The organism is Micromonospora sp. CPCC 206171, assembly GCF_036906755.1.
Taxonomy (GTDB): domain Bacteria; phylum Actinomycetota; class Actinomycetes; order Mycobacteriales; family Micromonosporaceae; genus Micromonospora; species Micromonospora purpureochromogenes.
Genome location: NZ_JBAKHT010000044.1, coordinates 1 through 16,711, shown reverse-complemented (window position 1 = coordinate 16,711; position 16,711 = coordinate 1). Strand labels below are relative to the sequence as shown.

Annotated in this window: 13 protein-coding genes; 9 read left to right on the top strand and 4 right to left on the bottom strand. The window is 73.1% G+C overall.

The annotated features are described in order from the left end of the window. Window positions 1–92 precede the first annotated feature (92 nt). Entirely contained in the window at window positions 93–1,451 is a 1,359-nt protein-coding gene (locus V6U89_RS28980; RefSeq protein ID WP_334576162.1) for a DedA family protein, read from the top strand. A gap of 280 nt (window positions 1,452–1,731) precedes the next feature. Here the strand turns inward: V6U89_RS28980 and V6U89_RS28975 are convergent, their stop codons facing one another. Next, entirely contained in the window at window positions 1,732–3,858 is a 2,127-nt protein-coding gene (locus V6U89_RS28975; RefSeq protein ID WP_334576160.1) for an MMPL family transporter, read from the bottom strand. A 173-nt stretch (window positions 3,859–4,031) separates the two neighbouring features. Here V6U89_RS28975 and V6U89_RS28970 point away from each other — a divergent pair, with 173 nt between their 5' ends. Next, window positions 4,032–4,538: a MarR family winged helix-turn-helix transcriptional regulator gene (locus V6U89_RS28970; RefSeq protein WP_334576158.1), complete on the top strand. Its 507-nt coding sequence runs from the start codon at window positions 4,032–4,034 to the stop codon at window positions 4,536–4,538. A gap of 320 nt (window positions 4,539–4,858) precedes the next feature. Next, window positions 4,859–5,743, top strand: coding sequence for a hypothetical protein (locus tag V6U89_RS28965; protein ID WP_334576156.1), 885 nt, complete (start codon window positions 4,859–4,861; stop codon window positions 5,741–5,743). An 88-nt stretch (window positions 5,744–5,831) separates the two neighbouring features. Here the strand turns inward: V6U89_RS28965 and V6U89_RS28960 are convergent, their stop codons facing one another. Next, window positions 5,832–6,035 carry a cold-shock protein gene (locus tag V6U89_RS28960; RefSeq protein WP_088961229.1) on the bottom strand — a complete coding sequence of 68 codons (204 nt, stop codon included), beginning with the start codon at window positions 6,033–6,035 and terminating at the stop codon, window positions 5,832–5,834. Between the two features lie 155 nt (window positions 6,036–6,190). Between V6U89_RS28960 and V6U89_RS28955 the strand changes: the two genes are divergently transcribed. After that, entirely contained in the window at window positions 6,191–6,904 is a 714-nt protein-coding gene (locus V6U89_RS28955; protein WP_334576154.1) for a class I SAM-dependent methyltransferase, read from the top strand. Window positions 6,905–7,004: 100 nt separating this feature from the next. After that, window positions 7,005–7,628: a DedA family protein gene (locus tag V6U89_RS28950; RefSeq protein ID WP_334576152.1), complete on the top strand. Its 624-nt coding sequence runs from the start codon at window positions 7,005–7,007 to the stop codon at window positions 7,626–7,628. A 14-nt stretch (window positions 7,629–7,642) separates the two neighbouring features. Here the strand turns inward: V6U89_RS28950 and V6U89_RS28945 are convergent, their stop codons facing one another. Beyond that, on the bottom strand, window positions 7,643–8,296 hold the full coding sequence (locus tag V6U89_RS28945; RefSeq protein ID WP_334576150.1) for an MBL fold metallo-hydrolase: 654 nt from the start codon (window positions 8,294–8,296) through the stop codon (window positions 7,643–7,645). Window positions 8,297–8,303: 7 nt separating this feature from the next. After that, window positions 8,304–9,020: a maleylpyruvate isomerase family mycothiol-dependent enzyme gene (locus V6U89_RS28940; protein WP_334576147.1), complete on the bottom strand. Its 717-nt coding sequence runs from the start codon at window positions 9,018–9,020 to the stop codon at window positions 8,304–8,306. A 179-nt stretch (window positions 9,021–9,199) separates the two neighbouring features. On the opposite strand from V6U89_RS28940, the gene rsgA reads away from it, so the two are divergent. From rsgA to uvrC, 4 genes are all read left to right on the top strand, one after another. Further along, window positions 9,200–10,279, top strand: coding sequence for a ribosome small subunit-dependent GTPase A (gene rsgA / locus V6U89_RS28935; protein ID WP_334576144.1), 1,080 nt, complete (start codon window positions 9,200–9,202; stop codon window positions 10,277–10,279). A 185-nt stretch (window positions 10,280–10,464) separates the two neighbouring features. After that, entirely contained in the window at window positions 10,465–13,410 is a 2,946-nt protein-coding gene (gene uvrA, locus V6U89_RS28930; protein WP_334576143.1) for an excinuclease ABC subunit UvrA, read from the top strand. Window positions 13,411–13,570: 160 nt separating this feature from the next. After that, the gene (locus V6U89_RS28925) at window positions 13,571–14,053 is read left to right on the top strand and encodes a Rieske (2Fe-2S) protein (RefSeq protein ID WP_334576141.1); all 483 of its coding nucleotides are present in this window, start codon (window positions 13,571–13,573) and stop codon (window positions 14,051–14,053) included. A 134-nt stretch (window positions 14,054–14,187) separates the two neighbouring features. Beyond that, window positions 14,188–16,128, top strand: coding sequence for an excinuclease ABC subunit UvrC (uvrC, locus tag V6U89_RS28920; RefSeq protein WP_334576138.1), 1,941 nt, complete (start codon window positions 14,188–14,190; stop codon window positions 16,126–16,128). Window positions 16,129–16,711 lie beyond the last annotated feature (583 nt).

The window sequence follows — 16,711 nt, the reverse complement described above, 5'->3', positions numbered from 1 at the left end:
GGTCACCCCCAGATGGCCCGGATCTGTGCCGGAACTGCTGTTCCGACCATTCGCGCGGCTGGCATGCTGGCCCCCGTGTTCATGGGGACCGGATGCATGACCTGCTGACTTCGCTGCAGGGCCTGCCGTCCCTGCTGATCTATGTGATCGCCGCGACAATCGTCGCGGGGGAGACCGCGGTGATCTTCGGTCTGCTGGTGCCGGGCGAGGCGACCCTGTTGCTGGTCGGCTTCTTAGCCTACGCGGGGACGCTTCGGCTTGTTCCCGCGCTGCTCGTCATGACAGGTGCGGCGGTGATGGGAGACACACTCGCGTTCCGGTCCGGCCGCCGGTACGGGCCGCGGCTGCGCGCCAGCGGGCTGGGCACCCGGGTGGGACCCGAGCGGTGGGCCCGGGCCGACGCGCTGCTGGGCCGGCTGGGCGGGCGGGGGGTGTTCGCGGCCCGCTGGATCGCCTTCGCCCGGACCCTGGTGCCCCGGCTGGCCGGTGCGGCCGGCCTGCCGTACCGGCGGTTCGCGCCGTGGAACCTGGCCGGGGTGACGACCTGGGTGGGCGGTTCGGTGCTGCTCGGGTACCTGGCCGGCGAGTCGTACGAGACGGTCTCCCGCCTGCTGGGCCGGGCCACCGGGGTGGTGCTGGTGCTGCTGGCCGTGCTGGCCGCGATCGTGCTGGCCGGGCGGTGGCTGGGACGCCATCCCGACCCGGCGCGGGCGCTGCTGACCCGGGCCGCCGCCCTGCCGCCTGTGCGCTGGGTCACCGGCCGGTACGGCATCCTCTTCTTCCTGATCGCCATGCACCTCGGGCCGGGCTGGGCGCTGCTGCTCAACCTCGGCGCCGGCCTGCTGCTGCTGTCGGCGGCCGGGTTCGCCGTCGCCTGGCTGCTGGAGGCGGTGGTGCGCTTCAGCGGGCTGGCCGTGGTCGACGGCGCGATCGCGGACTGGTTCGCCCACCGCCGTACCCCGGACGCCGTGCAGGCCGCCCTGACCACGGTCTCCGTGCTGCGGGGGTCGTTCCTGATCGTGCTGGTGGCGGTGGTGGCCGGGGTGCTCGCCTGGCGGCACCGGCCCTGGCGGGCGGACCTGCTCAGCGTCTTCGGCACGGTCGGGGCCTTCCTGCCATTGGTGGTCCTGGCGGTGGTCGCCGACGCCACCCCGTCGGCCCGGGCGGCGGTCATGTTCCCGACGCAGAACGCGGTGGTGGCCGCCAGCCTCTGCACGCTCGCCTGGCTGGTCTCCCGCGACGCCCGCTGGCCGGTGGCGGTGGCCGCCTGGACGGCGGCGGCAGCCGGCATCGCCGTGCTCGGCGGAGCCCGTCTCTACCTGGGCTGGAGCACGGCCAGCGGGACGGTCACCTCGGTGCTGCTCGGGGTGGCCTGGACGGCGGTGTTCGTGGTCGCCTGGGCCACCCGGGACCGGGCGGTACGCACCACCGGCACCCCACCGCCCCGGTAGCCGCGCGCCCGCTCCCGCCGGCCTGGCTTCTCACGACGGCGAACGGCGTCGGTGTGAGCCGACCCCGACGCGCCACGCTCCCGGCGGCGCAATGCCACGCGACGACGTCGAGCGGCGCCCCTCCCGGCCGGCCTGCCCCACACGGCCCCCGACCGTTGCCCCGACCGGTCGAGGCCGTCGGGGCGCACTTACCGAGAAAGCGTGGCTATTCGACGCGAAATAGGCACGCTTTCTCGGTAAGTGTGGGCGACCGTTGGGCCCGACCGGTTGGGGGCGACGGTCAGGGCCGTGCGGCGACGGGCTCCGGCTCCAGCGGGGCGTCGGGCGTCAGATCGCGGTGGATGCGGCCCGGCGCCCAGAACCGGTCGCCCAGCAGGAAGGCCAGCGCCGGCACGAGGACCGTGCGTACCAGCAGGGTGTCGAGCAGCACACCGATGCAGACGATGGTCCCGACCTGGGTCAGCGTGATCAGCGGCAGGACGCCGAGGACGGCGAAGACCGCGGCGAGCAGGACGCCGGCGCTGGTGATGACCCCGCCGGTGACCCGGAGCGCGGAGAGCATGCCGTCCCGGGTGCCCGCGCTGCGGGCGTCCTCCCGGGCGCGGGTGACCAGGAAGATGTTGTAGTCCACGCCGAGCGCCACCAGGAACACGAACGCGATCAGCAGGACGCCGCTGTCCAGCGCCGGGAACCCGAGGACGTGGTCGAAGAGCAGCCACGCCGCGCCGAGGCTGGCGAAGAACGACGCGATGACGGTGAGCACCAGCAGCACCGGGGCGACCAGGCCCCGCAGCAGCAGCACCAGCACGGCGCCGACGAGCAGCAGGATGATCGGCAGGATCAGCCGCAGGTCCTTCCCGTCGGCCTCGGTCGAGTCGTAGGTGGCGGCTACCGAACCGCCGACCACCGCACCGGAGGGCTCGTCCGCGCCGGCGACCGCGGGCGGGGCGGAGCCGGGGACCGAGGCGACCGCGTCCCGCAGCGCCTCGATCGCCCGGTCGGAGGCGGCGGTGCCGGGCTCGGCCGCCAGCACGACGTCGACCTGGGCGATGCCGGCGCCCGCCTCGCCGGGCCGGGCGGAGGCGACGCCGGGGACGGCCGCCGCGGCGGCCGTGACGGCGGGTGCCGCCGAGGGGGTGGTGAGCACGGCGACCGGCTGAGTGGTTCCGGCCGGGAACGCCTTCGCCAGCGTCTCGGCGCCGGCGACGGCCTCGGGCTTCACCCGGAACTGCTCGGTCTCGGACAGGCCGGTACGGATGCCGAGCCCACCGAGCGCTAGGCCGGCGAGCAGCAGCGTGGCGAGGACGGCGACCGGTGCCGGCCGACGGACCACGGCGGCGCCGAGGCGGCCCCACAGCCGGCCCTCCCGCGCCGCGCTACCGGCCCGGGGGACGAACGGCCAGAACAGGCCTCGGCCGAAGATCACCAGCGCGGCGGGGAGGACGAAGAGCGCGGAGAGCATGGCGAAGACCACACCGGTGGCGCAGGCCACCGCGAGCGCCCGGTTGAGCTCCTGCTCCGACAGCAGCAGGGTGAGTACGCCGAGCACCACGGTGATGCCGCTGGCCAGGATCGGCTCGGCGGTGCGGCGCAGGGCGGCCCGCATGGCGACGAAGCGGTCCTCCTCGCGGCGCAGTTCCTCCCGGTAGCGCGCGATGATCAGCAGCGCGTAGTCGGTGGCGGCGCCGAAGACCAGCACGCTGGCGATGCCGGTGACGGCGCCGCCGGGCATGTTGATGCCGAGCGCCGGGACGATCGTGTCCAGGGCGCGCAGGGTGAGCTGCTCGGTCGCCGCGACGACGACCAGCGGCACGATCCACAGGAACGGGCTGCGGTAGGTGATCAGCAGCAGCAGCGCGACCACGGCGGCGGTGACCAGGAGCAGCGTGGTGTCGGCGCCCTCGAAGACCTTGGTGAGGTCGGCGGTGAAGGCCGGCCCGCCGGTCACCTGCACGGCGAGCCCGTCGGGCAGGCCGGCCAGGGCGGCGCGGAGCTGATCGACCGTCTGCCCGACCTGTTCCTGACCACCGGCGGTGGACAGCGGTACGGCGACCAGCGCCACCGTGCCGTCCGGGGCGACCTGCGGCGGGCTGATCCGGCCGCCCACGGCCAACCGGGCCAGTTCGTCCGAGCGCGCGGTCAGCGCGGCGCGGTCGGCCTCGGTGAGCGGCCCCCCGTCGTCGCGGCTGAGCACCACGATCGCCGGCTGGGTGTCGCTGGCGGGCAGTTGGTCCTGGAGGCGCTCGACCTGGGTCGACTGCCACTCGACCGACAGGCCGGTGGCGGAGACCGGGTCGGGATTGGCGGGCTTCGGCAGCCCGAAGACCGCCGCGCCGACGACGAGCGCGGCTACCACGGTGAGCCAGGCGGCCAGCTGGCCGCGAGCGACGCGGGTGAACACAGACATCGGGTGCCCTCACGGTCCTTCGACTTGAAATCTCGGCTGTCAAGAGTCTTGTCCAACGAGAGCATTAGTGCAAGCCGTCGAGTATCTTGACAAGCGAGATTGTCGAGCGCTGCTCTATGCTGCACCCGGGCGGCGGTCGACAGGGGGAACCACCAGACGTGGCAGCGCACGGCATGTATCGACGGCGGGACGACCGACGCAGTCAGCTGGTCGCCGAGATCACCAATGACCTGCGGCGGTACTCCGTGGACGCGCAGCACATCGGGCACGCGTTCGCCGGCCTGCACGGGCTCAACCCCACCGACCTGCACGCGCTGATCGCCGTCATGGACGCGGAACTGACCGGCGACCCGATCACCCCCGGGCGGCTGGGGGAGCAGCTCAACCTCTCCTCCGGCTCGGTGACCGCACTGATCGACCGGCTGGAGCGGGCCGGGCACATCCGCCGTGACCGGGACACGGCCGATCGGCGCAAGGTCTTCCTGCACTACGCCGACCAGGGCGCCGCGCTGGCGATGAGTTTCTTCGGCCCGCTCGGCCGCCGCACGGACGAGGTGATGGCCCGCTTCAGCGACGAGGAGCTGGAGATCGTGCACCGTTTCATGGCGACGATGGTCGCCTCGATGCGGGCGCACCGGGACGCCGTCCGGGCCGAGTCGGCGCGCCGCCCGACGAGCTGACCTCGCGCGCGGGCGAGGCTTTTTCGGCCACGGCCTCCGCGCACCCGCGGTCCGGCGGTCACTCTCCGTTGTGGACTTCATCCATGCGGGGTGGCGGCGCGGGTGGCACGGGGTGCCACGGGCCCGGCCGTCTCAGCCGGCTCACAGCTTCGTCCCATCTGAATAGAGGGCGTTTGAGCTGGGCGTTTGTCCGTTCGTCCGGTTATCGTTCAGCCAACGCCCGACGAAGTGCATCTCCTGGTCGGGCTCGCTCCCGCACCCGTACACCGCCACGCGGTGTCACTGTCGTGCCCGGCCCCTGACCGACGGAAGGGGATCCCATGACAACGGCTCCGGCCAATCTGCTGGCCGCCCGCCGCCTGCTGCTCGACAACCTCAACATCGACCCCGACACGTCTCGCGACGACGACCTCGAACCCGGTGAGGTCGGCATCGTCGGCGATCCCGCACATCGTGGCGGCTACCACTGCGGCTCCGACCGGGTGGTGACCAACGACTACTCGGTGGTCGAGTCCACCCGGGACTCGACCGGGCTCACCCTGTACGCCTCCGCGATGGACGTCGGCATCTTCGAGGTCCGCGCCGGCGGCCGGACGCACAACCTGCACACGTTCTCCACCTGGTGTGTCGCCCAGTGCGTGGCGAACACGCCGGACAGCCGCGACCTGCGCGAGATCATCTACTCACCGGACGGAAAGGTCGTCCGCCGGTGGGACCGGCTGGGCAGGCGCAGCAGCGGCGACGACTCGCACCTGTACCACACCCACTTCAGCTACTTCCGCGACTCCACGAAGGCGAACCGGGACCAGCGACCGCTGTTCCGGCGCTATCTCACCACCATCGGACTCCTGGAGGACGACGACATGACCCCCGAAGAGCACAACTGGCTGCAGACCGTCCACCGCAACCTGACCGTGCTGGACGGACGTAACCCGGTCGGCCAGATCTACACCCGGATGGCGCTGGGCGAGGACCACACGGATCCCGCGTTCGTCGTCCAGCACCCGACCCTGAAGTCGCTCGGCGCGCAACTCACCGCGCTGCAGACGGCGCTGACCGCGCTCGGCAACAAGGACTTCACCGACGAGCCGGCGATCGTCCAGGGTGTCCTGGCCGGCCTGACGCCGGAGAAGATCGCCGCGGCGATTCCACCGACCATCGCCAAACAGGTCGCCGACGAGCTCGCCCGACGCATGGTCGCTTGAGCAGGCCGGACACCGGCCGGCCGCGTCGGACCGGTCCGGGGGGACGCGCAGTGGCGGCGGCCGACCCGACCGCCGCCACCGGCACGGACTACAGCGGACGGACGTTGTCCGCCTGCGGACCCTTCTGCCCCTGGGTCACCTCGAACTCGACCTTCTGGCCCTCGTTCAGTTCGCGGTAGCCGCTGGAGGCGATGGCCGAGTAGTGGACGAAGACGTCCGGGCCTCCGCCGTCCTGCTCGATGAAGCCGAAGCCCTTTTCCGAGTTGAACCACTTGACCGTGCCGGTTGCCATGCATCTCTCCCTGTTCAAGACGGGTGAGCACCCGCGTGTCGACGGATGATCGCCCTGTATCCCCCCGAGGGTAACCGGCGGAGCGGTCGTTCGCTGGCCGAAGTGCCGCAAGGCGGCCAACGGAAAAATCGCGAGTCGGACGCGAAAGCCGCGCGATGCCCGGTCGGCTCCGGCATGCTCGACCGGTGGGCGGACCCAGCACGGCGGCGTTGAGCGTCCTGACGCGCGAAATCGGCGCGCCGGGCGACGGGCTGGACCGGCTGCGGCTGGTCCCCACGCCGTTCGTGCCGGAGGTGTGGCTGCACCTCGCCGAGGACGCCATCGTCTGGTGGGCCAGGATGGAGGCGGCGGCCGGCCGTACCCTCCCGCCGCCGTACTGGGCGTCGGCCTGGCCCGGCGGGCAGGGGCTCGCCCGGTACCTGCTCGACCACCCCGAACTGGCCGCCGGACGTCGGGTGCTCGACCTGGCCGCCGGCTCCGGTCTGGTGGCCATCGCCGCCGCGCTGGCCGGCGCGTCCGAGGTCGTCGCCAACGACGTCGACCCGTGGGCGGTGGCGGCGGTGACGGTCAACGCCCGGGCCAACCAGGTGGCGGTCACGGCCACCGAGGGCGACCTGCTCGACGGCGACGGTACCGGGATGGACCTGCTGCTCGCCGGCGACGTGCTCTACGACGCGGGGCTGGCGGGGCGGGTGCTGCCGTTCCTGCGCCGGGCCGCCGCCGCCGGGGCGGTGGTGCTGGTCGGCGACCCCGACCGGGGGCACCTGCCGGCCGAGGCCCTGGAGGTCGTGGCCAGCTATCCGGTGCCCACCACCGAGCCCTACGTCGACTCGCCGGTACGCCGGGTGCAGGTGCTCCGGCCACGCTGACCCGACGGCCGGCTCAGGGGTGACCCCGAGCCGGGGTTCAGGGCGGGGTGGGGGGCCGGACCCGATGTGCGGATCGCCCACCGCCCATAGCGTCATGACCATGCTGGATACGTTGGCCCAGGTCGGGGAGCTGCCCACCACGCTGCTGATGGGGGCGCTGGGGCTGGTCATGCTCGCCGACGCCGTACCGCTGCTCGGGGTGCTGGTCCCCGGCGACGTCGCGGTTCTCGCGGCGGTGGGGGTGGGCCGTCCGGTGACCGGCGCGGCCACCGTCGCCGCGGTGGTGGTGGGCTGCGTCGCCGGCTGGTCGCTGAGCTTCCTCGCCGGCCGGGTGTACGGCGAGCGGCTGCGGCACAGCCGGGTCGGCGGCTGGATCGGTGAGGCCCGCTGGGCCGCGGCCGAGGGGATCCTGCGCTCCGGCGGCGGGCGGATGGTGCTCATCGCGCCGTTCCTGCCGGTGTTCAACGCGCTGCTGCCGCTGGCCGCGGGCGGGCTGCGGATGTCGTACCGGAGGTTCGTGGCCTGCGCCACGGCGGGCGCCGCGCTCTGGGCCGGCCTCTACCTGGCGCTGGGCACCGCGTCCCGGTCGCTGGCCGGGCTGCTGCCGGGCGAGGGCAGCCCGATGCTGGTCACCATGGCGGTCGGCCTGGCGCTGGCCGGCGTGGTGCTGCTGGGCACCCGGCGCCGGCTGCGCGCCCTGACCGGCGCCGGTCAGCCGAGCTGACCGGCGCCGGACGCTCACCAGCCGCGGGCCCGCCACTGCGGCAGCGACGGGCGCTCCGCCCCGAGGGTGCTGTCCTTGCCGTGCCCCGGGTAGAACCAGGTCTCGTCCGGCAGCCGGTCGAAGAGCTTCTGCTCCACGTCGTCGATGAGCTGGCCGAAGCGCTCCGGGTCCTGGTCGGTGTTGCCGACCCCGCCCGGGAAGAGGCTGTCCCCGGTGAACAGGTGCGGGGTGCCGGCCGGGTCCCGGTAGAGCAGGGCGATGGAGCCCGGCGTGTGCCCCCGGACGTGGATCACCTCCAGGGCGCAGTCGCCGACCGGCACGGTGTCGCCGTCGGCGAGCCGTTCCGCCTCGATCGGCAGGCCCTCGGCGTCGTCGGCGTGCACCAGGGCGCGGGCGCCGGTCTTCGCGACGACCTCCTCCAGCGCGACCCAGTGGTCCATGTGCCGGTGCGTGGTGACCACCGCGGCCAACCCGCCGTCGCCGACCAGGTCGAGCAGCCGCGGGGCCTCGTTCGCCGCGTCGACGAGCACCTGCTCGCCGGTGCCCTTGCAGCGCACCAGGTACGCGTTGTTGTCCATCGGGCCCACCGACAGCTTCGTGACGGTGAGCCGGTCGAGCTCCCGCACGGCGGGCGGGCCGCCGGCGGTGACGTCTCCGGTGTAGCTCATGACGTGTCTAGATCCATTCCGGTGGAGTCGGCAGGGGTCCGTCGGGGGTGACGGTGAGCGCCTCGCCGCGGCTGCGCCCGATCAACCAGGCGGCCAGCTCGGCGACCGGGCCGCTGACCAGCGGCGCGGCCTCACGTTCACCGACCACCAGCTCGTGTCGGCTGCCGTCGAAGCGCAGCACCATCGCCGGGACGTCGGTGCGGGCGGCCAGGCCGGCGCCCACCTCGTGCAGCAGGTGGTGGGCGAACGCCGCCGGCCAGTCGGCCGCCCGGTAACCCACGTCGAGGTCCACGTGGTGCACCTCTATCTCGCGCAGCCGCCCCCAGACCAGCATCGCGGCCTTCCAGGGGCCGCGCCGGGTCTGCACCGTGGCCGACCACGCCTCGACGGGCATGGCCGCGGCCGCCTCGGCGAACCGCTCGGCGGAGTGGCGCAGGTCGTCCAGGTGGGCCGCCGGCGGCCGGGACGCGCCGGCCTCGATGTCGGCGGAGCGGGCCTCCGGGCTGGCGTACATCGGGATGGGCTCGCCCGTGCGGGCGGCGGTCAGCAGGTTGACGAAGCCGTCGGCGTTGCGGGCGAGGTGCGCCAGGACGTGCCCGCGGGTCCAGCCGGGCAGCAGCGAGGGCGCCGCGACGTCCGCGTCGTCGAGAGCGGCCGCGGCGCGCAGGAGCCGGGCCGTGGCGTCGTCCACCTCACCGGCCAGCAGAAGCGGATCAGTGGTCACGCACCGACCCTAGCGGTACCGGGCGGGCCCGTCGCCGGGGAAATCGCTTTCGGCGCGTCGCCGCGGCACCTACCGTCGGCATCGAACGCGGCACCCGGACATCGGAGGAGAGGTGGTGGCCATGCCGGTAGCAGCACGCGGATACCACCACGACCAGTTCCGACTCCGATGAGGATGACATGACCATCGATCTGACCGCCCTCGGCTTCGACGCCGACCGGGCGGCGTACGCACGACAGCGCCCCGACCGCCGACCGGGCCGGGTGGCCCGGGTCGACCGGGGGGTCTGCACCGTGCTCTGCGCGGACGGACCCGTCCGCGCCAGTCTCGGCCCGGCGGTGCTCGCCGCCGCGGCCCGCGACCTGACCGCCCTGCCCTGCGCCGGCGACTGGGTGCTCCTGGCCACCTGGCCGGACGGCCCGGTCACCGTCGAGACGGTGCTGCCGCGCCGCACCGCGCTGGTGCGCCGGACCGCCGGCAAGGACGCCAGCGGGCAGGTGCTCGCCGCCAACCTCGACGCCGCCGCGGTCGTCGAACCGGTGCACCCGGAACCGGACGTCGCCCGCATCGAGCGGCTGCTCTCCCTGGCCCACGAGTCCGGGGCGCGGCCCGTGGTCGTGCTCACCAAGGTCGACCTGGCCGCCGATCCGGCGGCCGTGGCCCGGCAGCTCGCCTCGGTGGCGCCGGGGGTGCCGGTGCTGCCGGTCAGCGCCGAGCGGGGCACCGGGCTGGCGCCGCTGCGTCCGCTCGTCGCCCCCGGGCTGACGCTCGGCCTGCTCGGTCCGTCCGGGGCCGGCAAGTCGAGCCTGGTCAACGCACTGGCCGGGGCCGCGGTCATGCCGACCCAGGCGATCCGCCGGGTGGACGGCAAGGGCCGGCACACCACCACCTGGCGGGCGCTGGTGCCGGTTCCGGGCGGCGGCGCGGTGCTGGACACCCCGGGGGTACGGGCGGTGGGCCTGCTGGACGGCTCCGCCGGGCTGGACCGCGCCTTCTCCGACATCGCCGAGCTGGCTACCGGCTGCCGGTACGCCGACTGCGCACACGAGGCCGAGCCGGCCTGCGCGGTGCGGGAGGCGCTGGAGACCGGGGAGCTGCCCGCGCGGCGCTGGGAGAGCTGGAGCCGGTTGCAGCGGGAGGTGGCGTTCGAGAGCCGCCGCCGGGAGACCCGGCTGGCGGCCGAGCGGCGCGGCGGGTGGCGGGGTGGCCGCCGCCGGACGGCGCGTCCGGCACCCCCGGCGTCACCGGGCGGATTCTGAACCCCGCACCGGCGTGGGCCACCCCGGCCCGACCGGTGTGACCTGGGGGAATGTGCGGGCGCGGAAAGTTGTCGTACCTCGGGGCTAGAGTTGCCGAGGCGTCATTTCTGCGCCCGTAAACCGCTCAGATCTCGCTCCGAGCGGACAGATCCGCCTCACTTTCTTCACCCGGGAGTACACGGACAGTGGCCGACCGACTGATCATCCGTGGCGCGCGCGAGCACAATCTGCGTGACGTCAGTCTCGACCTGCCCCGGGACGCCCTGATCGTCTTCACCGGGCTCTCCGGCTCCGGCAAGTCGAGCCTGGCCTTCGACACCATCTTCGCCGAGGGTCAGCGCCGGTACGTCGAGTCGCTGTCGTCGTACGCCCGGCAGTTCCTCGGCCAGATGGACAAGCCCGACGTCGACTTCATCGAGGGCCTGAGCCCCGCGGTCTCCATCGACCAGAAGTCGACCTCGCGCAACCCGCGCTCCACCGTCGGCACCATCACCGAGGTCTACGACTACCTCCGGCTGCTCTTCGCCCGCATCGGCGAGCCGCACTGCCCGGTCTGCGGGGAGCGGATCTCCCGACAGACCCCGCAGCAGATCGTCGACCGGGTCCTCGGCATGGCCGAGGGCACCCGCTTCATGGTGCTCGCGCCGGTGGTGCGCGGCCGCAAGGGCGAGTATGTCGACCTCTTCGCCGAGCTCCAGGCCAAGGGCTACGCCCGGGCCCGGGTCGACGGCGTGGTGCACCCGCTGACCGAGCCGCCCAAGCTCAAGAAGCAGGAGAAGCACACCATCGAGGTGGTGATCGACCGGCTCAGCGTCAAGGCCGGCGCCAAGCAGCGGCTCACCGACTCGATCGAGGCCGCCCTGGGCCTCTCCGGCGGCCTGGTGCTGCTCGACTTCGTCGACCTGGCCGAGGACGACCCCGACCGGGAGCGCCGCTACTCCGAGCACCTGGCCTGCCCCAACGACCACCCGCTGGCGATCGAGGACCTGGAGCCCCGGGTCTTCTCCTTCAACGCGCCGTACGGCGCCTGCCCGGAGTGCACCGGCCTGGGCACCAAGAAGGAGGTCGACCCCGAGCTGGTCGTCCCCGACCCGGAGCGCACCCTGCGCGAGGGCGCCATCCAGCCGTGGGCCACCGGGCACAACCTCGAATACTTCCTCCGGCTGCTGGAGGCGCTCGGCGAGAGCCAGCACTTCGACATCGACACGCCCTGGCGGGCGCTGCCGGCGCGGGCGCAGAAGACGATCCTGCACGGCTCCGACGACCAGGTGCACGTGCGCTACCGCAACAAGTACGGCCGCGAGCGCTCCTACTACACCGGCTTCGAGGGCGTGGTGCAGTGGATCGAGCGCCGGCACACCGACACCGAGTCGGAGTGGTCGCGGGACAAGTACGAGGGCTACATGCGGGACGTGCCCTGCGCGGCGTGCGGCGGCGCCCGGCTCAAGCCCGAGGTGCTCGCGGTCACCCTGGCCGGCAAGAGCATCGCCGAGGTCTGCAACCTGTCCGTCGGCGAGGCGGCCGAGCTGCTCGCCGGCATCGAGCTGACCGACCGGCAGAAGATGATCGCCGAGCGGGTGCTCAAGGAGATCAACGCCCGGCTGAAGTTTCTGCTCGACGTCGGTCTGGACTACCTCTCCCTGGACCGCCCGGCCGGCACCCTCTCCGGCGGCGAGGCGCAGCGCATCCGGCTCGCCACCCAGATCGGCTCCGGCCTCGTCGGCGTGCTCTACGTGCTCGACGAGCCCTCCATCGGCCTGCACCAGCGGGACAACCACCGGCTGATCGAGACGCTGCTGCGGCTGCGCGGCCTGGGCAACACGCTGATCGTGGTGGAGCACGACGAGGACACCATCCGGGTCGCCGACTGGATCGTCGACATCGGCCCGGGCGCCGGCGAGCACGGCGGCGAGATCGTGCACAGCGGCTCGGTGCCGGCGCTGCTGGAGAACCCGGAGTCGGTCACCGGGGCGTACCTGTCGGGGCGCAGGTCGATCCCGACGCCCCGGCAGCGCCGCCCGCAGACGCCGGAGCGGGAGCTGGTGGTGCACGGCGCGCGCGAGCACAACCTGCGCAACCTCACCGTCTCGTTCCCGCTCGGCCAGCTCATCGCGGTCACCGGGGTCAGCGGCTCCGGCAAGTCGACGCTGGTCAACGACATCCTCTACGCGGTGCTGGCCAACCAGATCAACGGTGCCCGGCTGGTGCCGGGCCGGCACACCCGGGTCAGCGGCCTCGAGCACGTGGACAAGGTCGTCGGCGTCGACCAGTCGCCGATCGGCCGGACGCCGCGCTCCAACCCGGCCACCTACACCGGTGTCTGGGACCACGTCCGCAAGCTCTTCGCCGAGACCACCGAGGCCAAGGTCCGGGGGTACGGCCCGGGCCGGTTCTCGTTCAACGTCAAGGGCGGCCGCTGCGAGGCGTGCTCCGGCGACGGCACCATCAAGATCGAGATGAACTTCCTGCCGGACGTCTACGTCCCCTGCGAGGTCTGCAAGGGCGCCCGGTACAACCGGGAGACGCTGGAGGTGCACTACAAGGGCAAGACCGTCTCCGACGTGCTGGAGATGCCGATCGAGGAGGCGGCGGAGTTCTTCTCCGCCATCCCGGCCATCCACCGGCACCTCAAGACGCTGGTCGACGTCGGCCTGGGCTACGTCCGGCTCGGCCAGCCGGCGCCGACGCTCTCCGGCGGTGAGGCGCAGCGGGTCAAGCTCGCCTCCGAGCTGCAGAAGCGCTCCACCGGGCGGACGGTCTACGTGCTCGACGAGCCGACGACCGGCCTGCACTTCGAGGACATCCGCAAGCTGCTGATGGTGCTGGAGGGCCTGGTCGACAAGGGCAACACGGTGATCACCATCGAGCACAACCTCGACGTGATCAAGACGGCCGACTGGCTGATCGACATGGGTCCGGAGGGCGGCCACCGGGGCGGCACGGTGCTCGCCACCGGCACCCCGGAGGAGGTCGCCGAGGTGGCCGAGAGCCACACCGGTCAGTTCCTGCGCCAGGTGCTCAAGCTCGACGGCGAGGCCAAGGGAGCCAAGGCGGCGACCAGCCGGGCGGCCAAGGCCAACGGCAGCGCCCCGAAGTCGCGTACCCGAAAGGTGCCGGCGGCGGCGCGCTGAGCGACGGTACGGCGGGGCGGGTCGGGAAACCGGCCCGCCCGTCCCGTTTCCCGGCGAGCCGCGGGCCGACGGGATTGAACCGTCCGGCACAGTGTTGCGTGTGCCGAGGTGAGGCCGCGAGGTCGACGACCGGCGGCGGCAGTCGAGAGAAAGGCCGGAGATGAGTGACGACCAGGTGTTGACCGGACCCGGTACGCAGACGCGGCGAGCCCTGCTCGCCGGCGCCGGCGCGGTGGGGGCGTCGGTCCTCCTGAGCGCCTGCGGCGGCGACGACTCCGGGGACGGCGCGACCCCCGCGACCAGCGGCGGACCGGGCGCCACCGCCGGCGATGCGGAGGGCGGCGACCGCGAGGGCTCGTCCTCGCTGGCGACGACCGGCGACATCCCGGTCGGCGGGGGGCAGGTCTACGCCGCCCAGGGTGTGGTGATCACCCAGCCGGAGCCGGGGCAGTTCAAGGGCTTCGACCCGATCTGCACCCACCAGGGCTGCCCGGTGTCGAACGTCGACGGCGGCACCATCAACTGCACCTGCCACAACAGCAAGTTCTCCATCACCGACGGCTCCGTCAAGCAGGGCCCGGCGACCAAGCCGCTCGCGCCGAAGGCGCTCAAGGTCCAGGGCGACCAGATCAGCCTGGCCTGAACCGCCGTCGCCGCCACCGGGCCCGCGTGATCATGAGGTCGGCCACGCCGGCCTCATGATCCACCGGCCGGGCGGCGGGGGAGCGCCCCCGCGGGTCGGGGGAGCATGTCGGGGGTGCGGATTAGTCTTGACGGGTGGCTGACCCCTCGACCTACCGTCCCGCGCCCGGCACCATCCCGGAGTCACCGGGGGTCTACCGCTTCCGGGACGGCACCGGCCGGGTGATCTACGTCGGCAAGGCGAGAAACCTGCGCAGCCGGCTCAACTCGTACTTCGCCGACCCGGTCAACCTGCACCAGCGCACCCGGCAGATGGTCTTCACCGCCGAGTCGGTGGACTGGATCACCGTCGCCACCGAGGTCGAGGCGCTCCAGCAGGAGTTCACCTGGATCAAGCAGTACGACCCCCGGTTCAACGTCCGCTACCGCGACGACAAGTCGTACCCGTACCTGGCGGTCACCCTCGACGAGGAGTACCCGCGCCTGCAGGTGATGCGCGGCGCCAAGCGCAAGGGGGTGCGTTACTTCGGGCCGTACTCGCACGCCTGGGCGATCCGCGAGACCCTCGACCTGCTGCTGCGCGTCTTCCCGGCGCGGACCTGCTCCTCCGGGGTGTTCAAGCGGGCCGGCCAGGTGGGCCGGCCCTGCCTGCTGGGGTACATCGGCAAGTGCTCCGCGCCCTGCGTCGGCAGCGTCTCCGCCGACGAGCACCGCGACATCGTCAACGGCTTCTGCGACTTCATGGCCGGCCGCACCGACACGATGGTCCGCAAGCTGGAACGGGAGATGACCGAGGCCAGCGAAGAGCTGGAGTTCGAGCGGGCCGCCCGGCTGCGCGACGACGTCGCCGCGCTGCGCCGGGCGATGGAGAAGCAGACCGTGGTGCTCGGCGACGGCACCGACGCCGACGTGGTGGCCTTCGCCGACGACCCGCTGGAAGCCGCCGTGCAGGTCTTCCACGTCCGCGACGGGCGGGTGCGCGGCCAGCGCGGCTGGGTGGTGGAGAAGACCGAGGAGCTGAGCACCGGCGACCTGGTGCACCACTTCTGCACCCAGGTCTACGGCGGCGAGCACGGCGAGGCGGACGTGCCCCGCGAGCTGCTGGTCCCCGAGCTGCCGGCCGACGCCGACGCGCTGGCCGACTGGCTTTCCAGCCACCGGGGCAGCCGGGTGTCGCTGCGGGTGCCCCAGCGCGGCGACAAGAGGTCACTCATGGAGACGGTCGAGCGCAACGCGAAGGACGCGCTCGCCCGGCACAAGCTGCGCCGGGCCGGCGACCTGACCACCCGCGGCAAGGCGCTCGACGAGATCAGCGAGGCGCTCGGGATGCGGACGCCCCCGCTGCGCATCGAGTGCTTCGACGTCTCGCAGATCCAGGGCACCGACGTGGTGGCCAGCATGGTCGTCTTCGAGGACGGGCTGCCCCGCAAGAGCGAGTACCGCCACTTCATCGTCCGAGGCGCCACCGACGACCTCTCCGCGATGTCCGAGGTGCTGCGCCGCCGCTTCGCCCGCTACCTCGACGCCCGGGCCGAGACCGGCGAGATCGGTGAGGAGACCGCCGCCGACCCGGACCGGCCCGGCATCGACCCGACCACCGGGCGGCCGCGCCGGTTCGCGTACCCGCCGCAGCTGGTGGTGGTCGACGGCGGCGCACCCCAGGTGGCGGCGGCCGCCCAGGCGCTGGCCGAGCTGGGCATCGACGACGTGGCGCTCTGCGGCCTGGCCAAGCGGCTGGAGGAGGTCTGGCTGCCCGACGACGAGTTCCCGGTCATCCTCCCGCGCACCTCCGAGGGGCTCTACCTGCTGCAACGCGTCCGCGACGAGGCGCACCGCTTCGCCATCACCTTCCACCGGCAGCGTCGCTCGAAGCGGATGACCGAATCCGCGCTGGACAACGTGCCCGGCCTCGGCGAGGTACGCCGCAAGGCGCTGCTGCGGCACTTCGGCTCGCTCAAGCGGCTCTCCGCCGCGAGCGTGGAGGAGATCACCGAGGTGCCCGGGGTGGGGAAGCGGACCGCCGAGGCGATCCTGGCCGCGCTGGACGAGGGCACCAAGGCGGCTCCCGGTCGCTGACCATTCGTCAGCTTCCTGCCGACCGCTGGCCGTCTGGGCGGGCCGTCCCGACTGCCTGGATGCCGGCTCGTGGCGTGCGCGGGTCCGGGTGGCGCGACCGGGGTCCTGGACCGGCGGCGCGGTGGTCGGGGTCCAGCCGTGCGGCGCCGGTGGTCCCTCCGGCCGGCAACCGTTGGGCAGCTGGCGGATTCGTTCGATCACCTACCGGAGGGAAGCTGTCCGGTGAGCGTGATACCTCTGAGGCATTTTGATACCTCAGAGGTATCACGCTCGTCCCGGTCATGCCTCCGCGCCACGACACGCCGAACCGGCCTCGGGTGGGAGTGGAGGCCGTAGCCGACTCGGCACCTCGGCGAGGTGGTCAACCATCCCCGCCGGGCACGACCGAGTGTCCGGTTCCGGGTCAGGTGGCCGCCGCCGGGATGTCCGGTCTGGCCTACGTTGTCGGGTGGGCGGGGCTGGTCGGGTGGCGGAATGGCCGGCGGGGCGGGGTCGTTGTACATGGCAGACCGCCGTGGCCCCCCGGCCCGGACGGGTGGACCGGAGAGTCGGGCCCGGCGGAATGCCGGCCCACCCCGGTTGG

What these genes read in the sequence shown, in the direction of transcription:
- V6U89_RS28980 (WP_334576162.1), top strand. Translation starts at nt 93, where the DNA reads ATGCATGACCTGCTGACTTCGCTGCAGGGCCTGCCGTCCCTGCTGATC.
- V6U89_RS28955 (WP_334576154.1), top strand. Translation starts at nt 6,191, where the DNA reads ATGCCCGGTCGGCTCCGGCATGCTCGACCGGTGGGCGGACCCAGCACG.
- V6U89_RS28960 (WP_088961229.1), bottom strand. Translation starts at nt 6,035, where the DNA reads ATGGCAACCGGCACGGTCAAGTGGTTCAACTCGGAAAAGGGCTTCGGC.
- V6U89_RS28975 (WP_334576160.1), bottom strand. Translation starts at nt 3,858, where the DNA reads ATGTCTGTGTTCACCCGCGTCGCTCGCGGCCAGCTGGCCGCCTGGCTC.
- V6U89_RS28950 (WP_334576152.1), top strand. Translation starts at nt 7,005, where the DNA reads ATGCTGGATACGTTGGCCCAGGTCGGGGAGCTGCCCACCACGCTGCTG.
- rsgA (WP_334576144.1), top strand. Translation starts at nt 9,200, where the DNA reads ATGACCATCGATCTGACCGCCCTCGGCTTCGACGCCGACCGGGCGGCG.
- V6U89_RS28965 (WP_334576156.1), top strand. Translation starts at nt 4,859, where the DNA reads ATGACAACGGCTCCGGCCAATCTGCTGGCCGCCCGCCGCCTGCTGCTC.
- V6U89_RS28970 (WP_334576158.1), top strand. Translation starts at nt 4,032, where the DNA reads ATGTATCGACGGCGGGACGACCGACGCAGTCAGCTGGTCGCCGAGATC.
- V6U89_RS28945 (WP_334576150.1), bottom strand. Translation starts at nt 8,296, where the DNA reads ATGAGCTACACCGGAGACGTCACCGCCGGCGGCCCGCCCGCCGTGCGG.
- V6U89_RS28925 (WP_334576141.1), top strand. Translation starts at nt 13,571, where the DNA reads ATGAGTGACGACCAGGTGTTGACCGGACCCGGTACGCAGACGCGGCGA.